The organism is Streptomyces sp. NBC_01268, assembly GCF_036240795.1.
GTDB lineage: Bacteria > Actinomycetota > Actinomycetes > Streptomycetales > Streptomycetaceae > Streptomyces.
Genome location: NZ_CP108454.1, coordinates 1330409 through 1344989 on the forward strand (window position 1 = coordinate 1330409; position 14581 = coordinate 1344989).

At 73.1% G+C, this 14581-nt stretch carries 10 protein-coding genes; 6 read left to right on the forward strand and 4 right to left on the reverse strand.

Annotated features, from left to right (window positions below; all coding sequences use genetic code 11):
- The first annotated feature begins 97 nt into the window (after positions 1-97).
- Entirely contained in the window at positions 98-565 is a 468-nt protein-coding gene (locus tag OG309_RS05560) for a MarR family winged helix-turn-helix transcriptional regulator (protein ID WP_329418630.1), read from the forward strand.
- Between the two features lie 37 nt (positions 566-602).
- Positions 603-3527: an FAD-binding and (Fe-S)-binding domain-containing protein gene (locus tag OG309_RS05565; protein WP_329418631.1), complete on the forward strand. Its 2925-nt coding sequence runs from the start codon at positions 603-605 to the stop codon at positions 3525-3527.
- A 107-nt stretch (positions 3528-3634) separates the two neighbouring features.
- Here OG309_RS05565 and OG309_RS05570 read toward each other — a convergent pair whose 3' ends face one another.
- Both OG309_RS05570 and OG309_RS05575 read right to left on the reverse strand, forming a co-directional pair.
- Positions 3635-3832 carry an antitoxin gene (locus OG309_RS05570; protein ID WP_329418632.1) on the reverse strand — a complete coding sequence of 66 codons (198 nt, stop codon included), beginning with the start codon at positions 3830-3832 and terminating at the stop codon, positions 3635-3637.
- 65 nt (positions 3833-3897) lie between these two features.
- The gene (locus OG309_RS05575; protein ID WP_329418633.1) at positions 3898-5499 is read right to left on the reverse strand and encodes a peptide-N4-asparagine amidase; all 1602 of its coding nucleotides are present in this window, start codon (positions 5497-5499) and stop codon (positions 3898-3900) included.
- 179 nt (positions 5500-5678) lie between these two features.
- On the opposite strand from OG309_RS05575, the gene OG309_RS05580 reads away from it, so the two are divergent.
- Both OG309_RS05580 and OG309_RS05585 read left to right on the forward strand, forming a co-directional pair.
- Positions 5679-7550, forward strand: coding sequence for an ABC transporter ATP-binding protein (locus OG309_RS05580; RefSeq protein ID WP_329418635.1), 1872 nt, complete (start codon positions 5679-5681; stop codon positions 7548-7550).
- Positions 7547-9328 (forward strand): ABC transporter ATP-binding protein, encoded by a 1782-nt coding sequence (locus OG309_RS05585; RefSeq protein WP_329418636.1) that lies wholly within the window; start codon positions 7547-7549, stop codon positions 9326-9328. The genes OG309_RS05580 and OG309_RS05585 overlap by 4 nt, the downstream gene beginning before the upstream one ends.
- Positions 9329-9446: 118 nt before the next feature.
- Here the strand turns inward: OG309_RS05585 and OG309_RS05590 are convergent, their stop codons facing one another.
- Positions 9447-10154 carry an NAD(P)-dependent oxidoreductase gene (locus OG309_RS05590; protein WP_329418637.1) on the reverse strand — a complete coding sequence of 236 codons (708 nt, stop codon included), beginning with the start codon at positions 10152-10154 and terminating at the stop codon, positions 9447-9449.
- 118 nt (positions 10155-10272) lie between these two features.
- Between OG309_RS05590 and OG309_RS05595 the strand changes: the two genes are divergently transcribed.
- Entirely contained in the window at positions 10273-10998 is a 726-nt protein-coding gene (locus OG309_RS05595; RefSeq protein WP_329418638.1) for a TetR/AcrR family transcriptional regulator, read from the forward strand.
- 105 nt (positions 10999-11103) lie between these two features.
- On the opposite strand, the gene OG309_RS05600 is transcribed toward OG309_RS05595, so the two are convergent.
- Positions 11104-11895 carry a metal-dependent hydrolase gene (locus OG309_RS05600; RefSeq protein ID WP_329418640.1) on the reverse strand — a complete coding sequence of 264 codons (792 nt, stop codon included), beginning with the start codon at positions 11893-11895 and terminating at the stop codon, positions 11104-11106.
- Between the two features lie 96 nt (positions 11896-11991).
- Here OG309_RS05600 and OG309_RS05605 point away from each other — a divergent pair, with 96 nt between their 5' ends.
- Positions 11992-14565 (forward strand): DEAD/DEAH box helicase, encoded by a 2574-nt coding sequence (locus tag OG309_RS05605; protein WP_329418641.1) that lies wholly within the window; start codon positions 11992-11994, stop codon positions 14563-14565.
- Positions 14566-14581: the final 16 nt, after the last annotated feature.

The following is a 14581-nucleotide window of genomic DNA, read 5'->3' on the forward strand; positions in this document are numbered from 1 at the left end:
CTACGAGGGTTCGATGACGGTGCCAGGCGACTGCATCGGAGCCTAGCTCATTGTTACCTATACTCACAATGAACATGGTCCTGATAGCATTCCCGGCATGAGCACCTCCGATCGCGCCCCCGATCGCGCCCCCGACCCCGACGGCCTCCTCGCCGAGCAGCTGCTCCGCCTGACCCGCCGGCTGCAGCGCGCCCACAAGGGGTACATGGAGCCGGTCGGCATCACCCCCGCCCAGTTCCGGCTGCTGCGGACGGTCGCGCACTACGAGGAGCCGCCCCGGATGGCGGATCTCGCGGCCCGGCTCGAAGTGGTCCCCCGGGCCGTGACCAGCCTCGTCGACGGCCTGGAGGCGGCCGGACGGGTGCGCAGGGCGCCCGATCCGAGCAATCGCCGGGTGGTGCGGATCGAGCTCACCGACGCCGGACGCGACACGCTGAGGGAGCTGCGCAGCGCGCGCCGTGCCGCCGCAGAGGAGATGCTGGCCCCACTGACCGTCGAACAGCGCGAGGTGCTCGGAGGTCTGCTGTCCGCCCTGGTCGACCGCGGTCCCGGGCGCGCCTGCTGAGCCCGGGGCACGGCCTCGCCGGAGGGGAGCCCTGGCCATGCCCGTACTGGAGCCGAACCCGCAGTCCCTGCGCGCCGGTACGCCGCGACGCGCGGCACCCGACCGGGTGCCGGACCTCCAGGCCCGTGGCACTCCCAAGCACCTGCGGGAGGAGCTGACCGCCGTCCTCGGCCCGGGCAAGGTGCTGTCCAAGATCTCGGACCTCGTGCGGTACGCCTCCGACGCCAGCCCCTACCGGTTCGTGCCGCAGGTCGTGGTGGTGGCCGAGGACATCGACGACGTCTCGGCCGTCCTCTCGTACGCGCACGGCAAGGGCCGCGAGGTGGTGTTCCGGGCGGCCGGGACCAGCCTCAACGGGCAGGCGCAGGGCGAGGACATCCTGGTCGACGTGCGCCGCCACTGGGCCGGCGTCGAGGTCCTGGACGGCGGCGCCCGGGCCCGGATCCGGCCGGGCACGACGGTGGTCCGGGCCAACGCGGCGCTGGCGCCGTACGGCCGGGTGCTCGGCCCCGACCCGGCCAGCGCGATCGCCTGCACGATCGGCGGCGTGGTCGCCAACAACGCCTCCGGCATGACCGCGGGAACGACCCGGAACTCGTACCGTACGGTCGCCTCGCTCACCTTCGTGCTGCCGAGCGGCACCGTCGTCGACACCGCCGACCCGGCCGCCGACGAAGAGCTGGCCCGGGCCGAACCGCGGCTCTGCGCGGGGCTGCTGGCCCTGAAGGCGGACATCGAGGCGGACCCGGAGCTCACCGCGCGGATCCGCGCCAAGTACGCCATCAAGAACACCAACGGGTACCGCCTCGACGCCTTCCTCGACGCGGACACCCCGGTCGGGATCCTGCGCGGTCTGATGGTGGGCTCGGAGGGCACCTTCGGGTTCATCTCCGAGGTCGTCTTCGACACCCTGCCGCTGGACCGGAAGGTCAGCACCGCCCTGCTCTTCTTCCCGTCCCTGCCGGCCGCGGCGGCGGCCGTGCCCCTCTTCAACGACGCGGGCGCCCTGGCCGTCGAGCTGATGGACGGCAACACCCTGCGCGCCTCGGTGAAGGTGCCCGGGGTGCCGGCCGACTGGGCGGAGCTGCCCAAGGAGACGGCCGCGCTCCTGGTGGAGTTCCGCGCGCCCGACGAGGCCCGGCAGGAGGCGTACGAGCAGGCGGCCGCCCGGGTCATGGAGGGGCTCGGACTGGTCGCCCCGGTCGGCTCCGTGACCAACGCCTTCACCCGGGACGCCGGGACGATCTCCGGCTACTGGACGGCCCGCAAGGCGTTCGTGACGGCGGTCGGCGGCTCGCGCCCCTCGGGCACGACGCTGATCACGGAGGACTTCGCAGTGCCGCCCGCCCGGCTCGCCGAAGCCTGCGCCGAGCTCCTCGAACTCCAGGCGCGGCACGGCTTCGACGCCGCCGTCGCCGGGCACGCCGCCCACGGCAACCTGCACTTCCTGCTCGCCTTCGACGCCGGCGACCCCGCCGACGTCGAGCGGTACGCGGGCTTCATGGACGACTTCTGCAAGCTGGCCGTGGAGCGCTTCGACGGCTCGCTGAAGGCCGAGCACGCCACCGGCCGCAACATCGCGCCCTTCCTGGAGCTGGAGTGGGGGCCCAAGGCGACGGAACTGATGTGGCGGACCAAGGAGGTCATCGACCCCGACGGGGTCCTCGCCCCCCGGATCGTCCTGGACCGCGACCCGCAGGCGCATCTGCGCGGCCTGAAGACCATTCCGACGGTGGAGCCGATCGCCGATCCGTGCATCGAGTGCGGCTTCTGTGAACCCACCTGCCCCAGCCATGACCTGACGACCACCCCGCGCCAACGGATCGTGCTGCGACGGGAGATGATGCGCCAGGCCGACGGCTCGCCGGTCGAGAGCAGCCTCCTGGAGTCGTACGGGTACGACGCCGTCGACACCTGTGCCGGCGACTCCACCTGCAAGCTGGCCTGCCCGGTCGGGATCGACACGGGCGCCCTGATGAAGGAGTTCCGGCACGAGCGGCACTCCGCGCGCGAGGAGCGGATCGCCGCGCTCGCCGCCTCGGAGTTCCGTGCCGTGGAGGCCGCCGCACGGCTGGCGGTGGGAGCCGCCGAGCGGATCGGGGACCGGCTGCTCGGCTCCGTGACGGGCCTCGCGCGCAAAGCCGTGCGGCCGGATCTCGTACCGGAGTGGCTGCCCGAGATCCCGGGCGCCGCCCCCCGCCGGCTCCCCCGCACCCACCGGCCGGCCGCCTTCGCCGTCTACTACCCGGCGTGCGTGAACCGGATCTTCGGAAACCCCGAAGGCCACCGGGGCCCTTCGCTGCCGGAGGCGGTGGTGGCGCTCTCGGCCCGGGCCGGGCGGCCGGTGTGGATCCCCGACGACGTCGCCGGCACGTGCTGCGCGACGATCTGGCACTCCAAGGGCTACGAGCGCGGCAACGAGGTGATGGCCAACCGGATCGTCGAGGCCGCCTGGGGCTGGACGGCCGGGGGGCGGCTTCCCCTGGTGGTGGACGCCTCGTCGTGCACGCTCGGCATCGCGCACGAGGTGGTGCCGTACCTCACCGACGACAACCGGGCGTTGCACGCCGAGCTGACCGTGCTCGACTCCCTGGTGTGGGCGGCGGACGAGCTGCTGCCGCGGCTGGACGTGCGCCACCGGATCGGCTCCGCCGTCGTGCATCCGACCTGCTCCATGCGCCACTTGGGCGACGAGGACCGGCTGACGGCGCTCGCCGGGGCGTGCGCGGAGGAGGTCGTCGTCCCCCAGGACGCCGGCTGCTGCGCCTTCGCGGGGGACCGGGGCATGCTGCACCCGGAGCTGACCGCCTCGGCGACGGCGAAGGAGGCGGCGGAGGTGACGGCCCGACCGTTCGACGCGCACCTGTCGGCGAACCGGATGTGCGAGATCGGCATGGACCGGGCCACCGGCCGCAGCTACCACTCCGCCCTCCTGGAGCTGGAGCGTTCCACCCGGCCGTGAGCAGGACCTGCCGGCCCCGGGGAGCCGGCTCGACATGACTCCGGACGCCGCGCGTCGCAGGGGCGGGGTGGTCCCGCCCCTGCGACGGAGGGCGCCACGTCAGGGGGCTACTGCGGCGGCGGTGTGTCCTGCGGCGGCCGGTCCGTGCCCAGTTGCTCCTTGAGCTTGTCCTGGCCGGTGTCGACCTGGCTGCGGTACTTGCCCTGGGTCTTCTCGTCGACGAAGTCACCGGCCTTGTCGATACCCTGGCCGGCCTTGTCCTCGTGACCCTTCAGCATCTGCTTGAGCTTGTCCATCACGCTCATCCGAGCCTCCTTGGCGGGCTGTGCTCCTCTCCAGGATCACCGCTCACCGGCCGCACCGCATCCGCTCAGCAGCGTCGCAGGTCCTCCACGAGGGTGCCCTGGACGGTCTTCACGGAGCGGTCGTAGCAGCCCCCGGAGCCGTGGAGGCGGTAGCGCTCGGCGCTGGTGCCGACCGCGTGCCGCTGCTCGCGCGGGACGCCGAGGGTGAAGGCGGCGTCTCCGGTGTACGTGTCGTCGAGCCGCGACCAGGACAGGCGCCGGCCGTCGCGGACGACGTCGACGGAGGACCGGTCGCCGACGGTGAGGACGGTCCGCAGGCGGTTGTCGGCCCCCACGGTGATCTCGCCGTCCATGGAGTACGCGCGGTGGGTGCGGGTCACCGTCCGGCCGACGGACACCGTCTCGTCGTCGGTCCAGGACGCGGTGAGCGCGTCCGGGTTCTCGTCGGCGCCCCAGCGGTGCGCGGAGCGGTGGTCGACGGTGCGGGTGACGGTGGTGGAGACCCGGCCGTGCGAGGTGTTCAGGTGCCCGGAGACGGTGAGGGTGTGGCCGCCGGTGGTGTCCAGGCGGTCCGGCGAACCGGGCGTGTGGACGGAGGAGTTGCGCGGGGTGCCGGCCTCGTGCCGGTCGAGGGCGCCGGTGACGACCGTGCTGCCCTCGTCCTGCCAGAGGAGCACGTTGGCGGGGACGCTCCAGCCGGACTGGCCGGCCGGGACACCGGCCACGCCGACCTCGACGCGGTGGGCGCGCCCGTCGTTGAGGACGGCGGCGAACGGCGTGAGGTCGTAGACGACCGGCTGCACGTCGAAGGCGCGCGGCGCGGGGGTCACGTACCAGAGGAAGGGGTTGGACCAGCCGCCGGTCCAGACGTGCGGGAAGGGGGCGGCGATGCCGGCGAGGCGCCCGTCGACGGAGAACTGCACCTCGCGGTACGGCCCGTCGGTGGCCTTGCAGGAGTAGGGCGCGGCGTCGGGGACGGTGAGGTACCAGAACTCCTCGCAGCCGCCGCCCGAGCCGGTGGCGTACACCTCGGCCAGGATGCGCTCGGTGTTGCGCGGCGTGCTGAGGGTGGCGCCGGTGAGCGGCAGGACCCGGTCGGGGGTGCCGGCGGCGGGCTTCACCTTGCCCCGCGCGGTGTGGAAGGTGAGCGTGACGCGGACGTCGATGACACCGGTGTAGGTGTCGTCGACGACGTTGCCGATGAGCATCTCGACGGGCTGGGGGCGGCTGAGGGTGTCACGGTAGCGGGTGACGTCCTTCTCGACCGCCCAGGAGATGCCGTCGGGCGACGGCTCGGGGGTGGAGGTGCGGAGGATCTCGACCCCGCCGACGGAGAGGTGCCCGAGCCGGTCGTACTGGCGTCCCTTCACCTTCCCTTCGAGACGCAGGACCACCTTGTTCCAGCGGGTGCCGCACTCCTTGGGCGGGGTGTAACTCCCCTCGTACGGCGTGAAGTCGCGGAACTGCGCCTCGGCGAGGGTCACTTCGCAGCTGCGGGTGCCGGGGGTGGGGACCGGCGGCGCGGCGGTGAGCGGGTCGTGCCAGTCCGTGGTGAACTCGGCCGGCGGGGTCGGGGCCTCGTCCGCGTGCGCCGCGGGGGCGGCGAGCAGCAGTCCGGCGGCCAGGGTGAGGCCGCCGATCATGCTCATGATCTTCCGTTGTCTCATGGGTCGTGAGTGAAGCGTGCGCTTCCGGACGGGTCCAGAGGGCGTGGGCCCGGCTTGGCCGGAACTGTGCCCGGTTGCCAGAAAATCGATTGCCCGAAGAGCCCCGGCCGAGTGAGCCTGGATCGGTTCGAGACCTCTCCGGACCGGTCCGACCGACCGGTCGAAAGCCCTGGGACATCATGCAGATTCGCGATCTACCGTACGCCGACCCAGGGGTCCCGGACATCCGCTCAGGCGGCACGTTCCTCCTCTGGCTGGGCCGCAGACAGCTCGGCGGGCAGGTGAAGTGCCTGCTGTGGGGCCTGCTGTTCCAGCTCGGCATCGCCGGTCTGCCGATCGGCGTGGGCATCGCCGTGCAGGCGGTCGTGGACCGCGACGGCGGCGGCCTGGCGCTGGGCGTGGGACTGCTGGTCCTGCTCGGCGTGGCGATCGCGGCCGGTGACACGATGGCCCACCGGGTCGCCGTCACCAACTGGATCACCGCCGCCGCCCGTGTCCAGCAGCTGCTCTCCCGCAAGACCGCCGAGCTCGGCGCCGTGCTGACCCGGCGGGTGGCGGCCGGCGAGGTCGTGGCCGTGTCGACCTCCGACGTCGAGAAGATCGGCTGGTTCGTCGAGGCCGCCTCCCGCTTCGCGGCCGCGGCCGTCTCGCTGGTCGTGGTCTGCGCCGGGCTCGTGCTCTACCAGCCGGACCTCGGCGCGGTCGTGGCCCTGGGCGTCCCCGTCCTCGCACTCGCCGCGCTGCCGCTGCTCCCCCGCGCCACCCGCCGGGCGGACGCGCAGCGCGAGAAGGCGGGCCGGGCCACCGAGCTGGCCTCCGACACCGTCGCCGGGCTGCGGGTGCTGCGCGGCATCGGCGGCGAGGAGCTGTTCCTCCGCCGCTACCGTGCCGCCTCCCAGGAGGTGCGCGCGGCCGCCGTGCACAGTGCCCGGATGTGGGCGCTGATCGCGGCCGTCCAGGTGCTGCTGCCCGGACTGCTGCTGCTCGTCGTGGTGGTGTACGGCGCGCGGCTGGCGCTCGACGGGCGCATCTCGGTGGGCGAACTGGTCACCGTCTACGGCGCGGTGGCACTCACCCACCACCCGTTGCGCAACTTCGAGGAGATCGCGATGGCGTACTCCTTCTCGCGTCCCTCCGCCCAGCGCGCCGCGCGGGTGCTCGCCCTCGCGCGCACGACGACGGTCCGCCCCGAGGCCGACGACACCGGGGCCGGGGCCGACCGCGAGCTGCCCGCGGGCGATCTGTACGACCCCGTCACCGGGGTGCTCGCCCCGGCCGGCCGGTTCACGGCCGTGGTGTGCGGCGACCCGGACGTGGCCGGGCGGCTCGCGGACCGGCTCGGCGGACATCCTCCGGAGCCGGGCGAGGACCACGCCTCGGTGCTGCTCGGCGGCGTCGCCCTCGACGAGCTGTCGCTCGACGCCGCCCGTACGGCCGTCCTGGTCCAGGACAAGGACCCGGTGCTGTTGTCGGGCACCCTGCGGGAGCTGCTCGACGTGCCGTCCTCCGGGGCGGTCGCGGCGCGGGCCGCGCTGGACGCGGCCCAGTGCGGGGACGTCCTCGACGCCCTCGCCCAGGCCTCCGTCGACACCGGGGGCGACCCGATGCGCACCCGGATCACCGAGCGCGGCCGGTCGCTCTCCGGCGGCCAGCGCCAGCGGCTCGCCCTGGCCCGTTCCCTGGTCACCGACCCGGAGGTGCTCGTCCTGGACGAGCCGACCTCGGCGGTGGACTCCCACACCGAGTCCCGGGTGGCCACCGGGATCAAGGGGCTGCGCGCGGGCCGTACGACGGTGGTGCTGGCCTCCTCGCCGCTGCTGCTGGAGCTCGCCGACCGGGTGGTCCTGGTCCACGAGGGCGCGGCGGTCGCGGTCGGCACCCACCGGGAGCTGCTCGCGGAGGAGCCCCGCTACCGGGCGGTGGTCACGCGCGAACCCGACGCGGTCGTTGACGGCGGGGACGCCGGGGACGCCGAGCCGAACCGGATCGCGACGCTGGACGAAGAGCTGGACGAAGAGCTGGAAGAAGAGCTGGAAGGAGAGTCGGCATGATCGGCCTGGCGCCCCCGGAGTACGACCCGGCGGCCCCCCGGTCGGCGACGACGCTGCCGGTGGGCGGCGGCGCGACGGTGCGGGCGTACGTCCGGGACCTGCTGCGCCGCCACCGCGGGGCGTTCGCCCTGCTCGTCGGGGTGAACACGGTCGCGGTGCTGGCCTCGATGGCCGGCCCCTACCTGCTCGGCTCGGTCGTCGAGCGGCTGACGGACGGTGCGCGTGACCTGCATCTGGAGCGCACGGCCGCCCTGTTCGCCGTCGCGCTGCTGATCCAGACGGTGTTCACCCGGCTGGTGCGGCTGCGCGGGGCGATGCTCGGCGAGGAGATGCTGGCCGATCTGCGCGAGGACTTCCTGGTGCGCTCGGTCGCCCTTCCGCCGGGCGTCCTGGAGCGGGCCGGCACGGGCGACCTGCTCTCCCGGATCACCACCGACATCGACCGGCTCGCCAACGCGATGCGGGAGGCGGTGCCGCAGCTCGTGGTCGGCGTGGTGTGGGCGGGGCTGCTGATCGGCGGCCTCGCGGTGACCGCCCCGCCGCTGGCGCTGGCGCTGGTGTGCGCGGCGCCGCTGCTGGTCGTGGGCTGCCGCTGGTACTTCCGCCGGGCCCCCGCGGCGTACCGCTCGGAGGCCGCCGGGTACGCGGCGGTGGCCGCCGCGCTCGCGGAGACCGTGGACGCGGGACGCACGGTCGAGGCGCACCGGCTCGGCGGGCGCCGGATCGAGCTGTCGGACCGGCGGATCGGGGAATGGACCCGTTGGGAGCGGTACACGCTGTTCCTGCGCTCGGTGCTCTTCCCGGTCGTCGACCTGACGCACACCGTGGTGATCGCCTCCGTGCTGCTGATCGGCGGGGTGTTCGTCCTCCAGGGCTGGATGGACGTGGGCCAGTTGACCACCGGGGCGCTGCTCGCGCAGATGCTGGTCGACCCGATCGGGATCGTCCTGCGCTGGTACGACGAGCTCCAGGTCGCCCAGGTGTCACTGGGCCGGCTCGTGGGCGTCCGGGAGATCGAGCCGGAGGCGGGTGACGGATCGCTGAGCCCCGAGGGGCGGAGGGTCCGCGCCGACGAGGTGCGCTTCGGCTATCGCGAGGGCGTGGACGTGCTGCACCGGGTGTCGATGGACGTCGCCCCGGGCACCCGGCTCGCCCTGGTCGGCCCGTCGGGGGCCGGCAAGTCGACGCTCGGACGGCTGCTCGCGGGCATCTACGCCCCGCGTTCCGGCTCGGTCACGCTCGGTTCGGCCGAGCTGGCCCGGATGCCAGCCGAGCGGGTCCGCGAGCACGTGGCCCTGGTCAACCAGGAGCACCACGTCTTCGTCGGCTCGCTCCGGGACAACCTGCTGCTCGCGCGGGAGGGCGCCGAGGACGCCGAGCTGTGGGACGCCCTCGGCGCGGTGGACGCCGACGGCTGGGCGCGGGCCCTCGACGCGGGCCTCGACACCGAGGTCGGCTCGGGCGGTCTGGCGCTCACCCCGGCCCAGGCCCAGCAGGTCGCGCTGGCCCGGCTCGTCCTCGCCGACCCGCACACGCTGGTCCTGGACGAGGCGACCTCGCTGCTCGACCCGCGGGCGGCCCGCCATCTGGAGCGCTCGCTGGCCAAGGTCCTGGACGGCCGGACGGTCGTCGCCATCGCGCACCGGCTGCACACGGCGCACGACGCCGACCTGATCGCGGTGGTCGAGGGCGGCCGGATCAGCGAGCTGGGCAGCCACGACGAGCTGGTGGCCGCGGACGGGGCGTACGCGGCCCTGTGGCGCTCCTGGCACGGGTAGGCGCGGACGGGCCCGGGAGCCCCTGAGCCGGGAACGCCCGGCTCAGGGGCTCAGGCCCACTCGGCTCCCGGCTCCCGGCTCCCGGCTCCCGGCTCCCGGCTCCCGCGAGGCGACGGTCTCAGTAGCCGACGGTGAACCGGCGCTGGACGAACCGGGGCAGCTCCGCCTCGTCGACGAGGGCCACGGCCGCGTCCTCGGCGGAGATCCGGCTGCGTCCGTCGGCGTCCCGTACGGCCCGGTCCTCGCCGATCCGGAAGCGGCCGGTGCGCTCGCCGGGGGCGATGTCCTCGGCGGGGCTGAAGTAGGTCCACCGCCGGTTCGAGGTGCGCAGCACGTTCAGCGCGTCGCGGTGGCCGCGTACCGCCGCCGCGTAACCGCGGGGCAGCCCGATGGCGTCGAGGGTCTCGTGGATCCGCGCCTCGTCGTCGGCGAGCACGACGCCGGGCTCGGTCTCCAGGCTGCCCGCGCCGCCGACGACGATCAGCCGGGTCCTGGGGTGGCTCTCCAGTGCCTTCAGCAGCGACCGGGCCGCGGTCGCGTAGACGGTCGGGTCGGCGATCGAGCGCCGGACGGTGTCCTCGAGGTCCTGGGCCGCGTTGCCGGGCTGGAAGGCGCTGACGAGGACGTCGAGGCCGGGCAGGGCGGCGGCGACGGCGGCCGGGTCCTGGACGTCGAGGTTCGCCCAGGTGACGTTCTCACGGGTCTCCGCGGCCGCCGGCCCCCTGGCATCGCGGCCGAAGGCCCGGACGTGGTGGCCGCGTTCCCAGGCCTCCGCGACGACGCGGCTGCCGATGGTGCCGGTGGCTCCGATCACTCCGATGAACATGACTCTCCCCTGGTCGTGACCGTTCGTGACGGCGTTCCGTGACGGCGATCCACCGAAAACTATACGCCGTGAAGTTTATGCACGGCCACCTACTCAAGTGACGCTGTAGAGTGACTGCGTGACGGGAACGGAACGGGTCGTCAGGGGACGGCGAGAGCGCCTGCGGGCCGAGACGACGGCCGAGATCAAGGGCACCGCGCTGCGGCTCATGGCGGACGGCGGGCCCGACGCCATCACCCTGCGGGCGATCGCCCGCGAGATGGGGATGACGGCCAACGCCATCTACGGTTACTTCGCGACCCGCGACGACCTGGTCACCACGCTGATCGGCGACGTGTACGGGGCGCTGGCCGACGCCGTCGACGCGGCCTGGGCGAACGCCCCCACCGCCGACCCCGCCGCCCGCGTCCTGGCCTGGGCCGACGCCTTCAGAACCTGGGCCCTGGCCAACCCCGAGGGCTTCCGGCTCGTCTACGGCGACCCGGTGCCCGGGTACGAGGCCCCGGCGGGCGGCCCCGCCCCCGACGCCGCCCGCCGGGTGTGCACCGGCCTCGCCGCGCTCGCGGCGGCGGCCTGGCCGCACGCCGAACCGCTCTACCGGGGCAGCGCCTTCGCCTGGTCCGACTTCGACGCCGGACTGCTCGACAAGGTCCGGCCCGCCTTCCCCGAGCTGCCGCCCGCCGGCGTGGCGCTCGCCCTGCGGATCTGGGGACACCTGCACGGTCTGGTGGCCCTGGAGGTCTACGGCCACCTCGGCCGGCAGACGTCGAGCCCGGACAAGCTCTTCCAGGAGGAACTGGCCCAGCTCACGGGGAGCCTGGGCATGCCCAGGGCGACCACCTGAGCGACGGGCCGAGAGCCGACCGGGCACCCCGGCCCCCCGGCATCTCCTGGGGCGGCGGGACTCCCGCCGGACGACCGGGCCCTACCGGAATCGGACGACCGGGCCCTACAGGAACCCGAGGGCCGAGGCCCCGCCCACCCCGCCGAGCACCATGAAGACCGGCATGAGGACCTTCAGCTCGACCCAGCTGCCCGCGCGGAAGCGCATGGCCTTCGGCGGACCGATGGGGTACCAGCGCTTGCGGCCCACCGGGATCGGCCACAGGATCGGGCAGCCCGAGACGGTCAGGGCGTCGCCGATGTCGTGGACGAGGGCGCCGAGGACGATCGGCAGACCGAGCCACAGGTACTCCTGGCCGGGCTCGGTGAACAGCCAGCCGGCCCCGTTGCCGGGCTGGTCGAGGACGCCGGCCAGGATCCAGGCGCTGGTGGCGCCGAGCAGCCACACCAGGACGTCGCTGGACATCCGGGCGGCCCGCCACAGCAGGCCCTCGACCGCGAGGACCAGGTGCACGAAGAGGATCGCCAGGACCGCCCAGCGGCCGCCGGTGACCGCGGCCACCGAGCAGCCCGCCCCTATCAGGACCGCCCACAGCCAGGTGTGGGTGAGGGTGCGGTGGCCGCCGGACCTGCGCGGGTCGGCGGTGGAGCGGGTCGCCTTGTAGACGGCGTACGACAGCTTGTCGACGATCTCGCAGAGGCCCCGGGAGACGGGCCCGAAGGCGCGCGAGATGGTGGCCGACTTGTGGTCCAGGTCGGGGGCGAGGGCCGCACCCGCGCAGATGAGCGCGCCGACGACGAGAACCGGCCACGGCATCGGGTGGCCGAAGGCCGCCGCGGCCGCCCCGACACCCAGCCAGGCCGCTGCTCCGGACAGCGAGTGCGCCGGTCCCATCATGGTCGTACCCGCCCCGTTTCCTCGTACGCCGGCGCCCAGTTGACGCACGGTCGGACGGCCGGTCGCGCGACCGGTCGACGGGCCAGCCTATCCTCCGTGATCTTCCTTCCGATGGCCGGTTCCCTCATCCGGGCGGAATCCAGGCAAGATGGGGGCGTGACCCTTATCGATCAGCTGCCGCCGACCGCCGACCCCGACGCCCTTTTCGAGGCTTTCTCCTCATGGGCGGAGGGTCAGGGCATCACGCTCTACCCGGCTCAGGAGGAGGCGCTGATCGAGGTGGTCTCCGGGGCGAACGTGATCTTGTCCACACCGACCGGCTCGGGAAAGTCGCTGGTCGCGGCGGGTGCGCACTTCACGGCCCTGGCCAATGACCAGGTGACGTTCTACACGGCGCCGATCAAGGCGCTGGTGTCGGAGAAGTTCTTCGACCTGTGCAAGATCTTCGGCACCGAGAACGTCGGCATGCTGACCGGCGACGCCTCCGTGAACGCCGACGCCCCCGTCATCTGCTGCACGGCCGAGGTGCTCGCCTCGATCGCGCTGCGCGACGGCAAGGACGCGGACATCGGCCAGGTCGTGATGGACGAGTTCCACTTCTACGCGGAGCAGGACCGCGGCTGGGCCTGGCAGATCCCGATCCTCGAACTGCCGCAGGCCCAGTTCGTCCTGATGTCGGCCACCCTCGGCGACGTCTCGATGTTCGAGAAGGACCTGACCCGGCGGACCGGGCGGCCGACCTCGGTGGTCCGCTCGGCGACGCGGCCCGTGCCGCTGTCGTACGAGTACCGGCTCACCCCCATCACCGACACGATCACGGAGCTCCTGGAGACCAAGCAGGCGCCCGTCTACATCGTGCACTTCACGCAGGCGCAGGCGGTGGAGCGGGCGCAGTCGCTGATGAGCATCAACATGTGCTCGCGCGAGGAGAAGGACCGGATCGCCGAGCTGATCGGCAACTTCCGCTTCACCACCAAGTTCGGCCAGAACCTCTCGCGCTACGTGCGGCACGGCATCGGCGTGCACCACGCGGGCATGCTGCCCAAGTACCGGCGGCTGGTCGAGAAGCTGGCGCAGGCCGGTCTGCTGAAGGTGATCTGCGGGACGGACACCCTCGGCGTGGGCGTCAACGTGCCCATCCGCACGGTGCTGTTCACGGCGCTGACGAAGTACGACGGCACCCGGGTGCGGACGCTGCGCGCGCGGGAGTTCCACCAGATCGCGGGCCGGGCCGGCCGGGCGGGCTTCGACACGGCGGGCTTCGTGGTCGCGCAGGCGCCCGAGCACGTCATCGAGAACGAGAAGGCGCTCTCCAAGGCGGGCGACGACCCGAAGAAGCGCCGCAAGGTGGTCCGCAAGAAGGCCCCCGAGGGCTTCGTCGCCTGGAGCGACACCACCTTCGAGAAGCTGATCGGCTCCGAGCCGGAGCCGCTGACCTCGCGGTTCAAGGTCACGAACATCATGCTGCTGTCCGTGATCGCCCGGCCGGGCAACGCCTTCGACGCGATGCGCAAGCTGCTGGAGGACAACCACGAGCCCCGCCGGAACCAGCTGCGGCACATCCGCCGGGCCATCGCGATCTACCGCTCGCTGCTCGACGGCGGCGTGGTGGAGCAGCTGGACACCCCGGACGCCGAGGGCCGCACGATCCGGCTCACGGTCGACCTCCAGCAGGACTTCGCGCTGAACCAGCCGCTGTCGACCTTCGCGCTGGCCGCGTTCGACCTGCTGGACCCGGAGTCCCCCTCGTACGCCCTGGACATGGTCTCGGTGGTCGAGTCGACCCTCGACGACCCGCGCCAGATCCTCGCCGCCATGCAGAACAAGGCACGCGGCGAGGCGGTCGGCCGGATGAAGGCGGACGGCGTCGAGTACGAGGAGCGCATGGAGCGGCTCCAGGACATCTCGTACCCGAAGCCGCTGGAGGAGCTGCTCTGGCACGCGTACAACGTGTACCGGAAGTCGCACCCGTGGGTCGGCGACCACCCGGTCTCGCCGAAGTCCGTCATCCGCGACATGTACGAACGGGCGCTCACCTTCACCGAGTTCACCTCCTGGTACGAGCTGGCGCGGACCGAGGGCATCGTGCTGCGCTACCTCGCGAGCGCGTACAAGGCGCTGGACCACACGATCCCGGACGACCTGAAGACCGAGGACCTCCAGGACCTGATCGAGTGGCTCGGCGAGATGGTGCGCCAGGTGGACTCCTCGCTGCTGGACGAGTGGGAGCAGCTGGCGAACCCGGACGTCGAGACCGCCGAGCAGGCGCAGGAGAAGGCCGACCAGGTCAAGCCGGTCACGGCGAACGCCCGCGCCTTCCGGGTCCTGGTGCGCAACGCGATGTTCCGCCGGGTGGAGCTGGCGGCACTGGACAACGTGGACGCGCTGGGCGAGCTGGACGGCGAGTCCGGCTGGGACGCCGACGCGTGGGGCGAGGCGATGGACGGGTACTGGGACGAGTACGAGGACCTGGGCACCGGGCCGGACGCGCGCGGCCCGAAGCTGCTCGCCATCGAGGAGGACGCGGCGCACGGTTTGTGGCGCGTCCGCCAGACCTTCGCCGACCCGAACGGTGACCATGACTGGGGCATCAGCGCGGAAGTGGACCTGGCGGCCTCGGACGAGGAGGGCCTGGCGGTCGTGCGCGTGACGTCGGTCGGACAGCTGTAGACACTCCCGAAGGAGC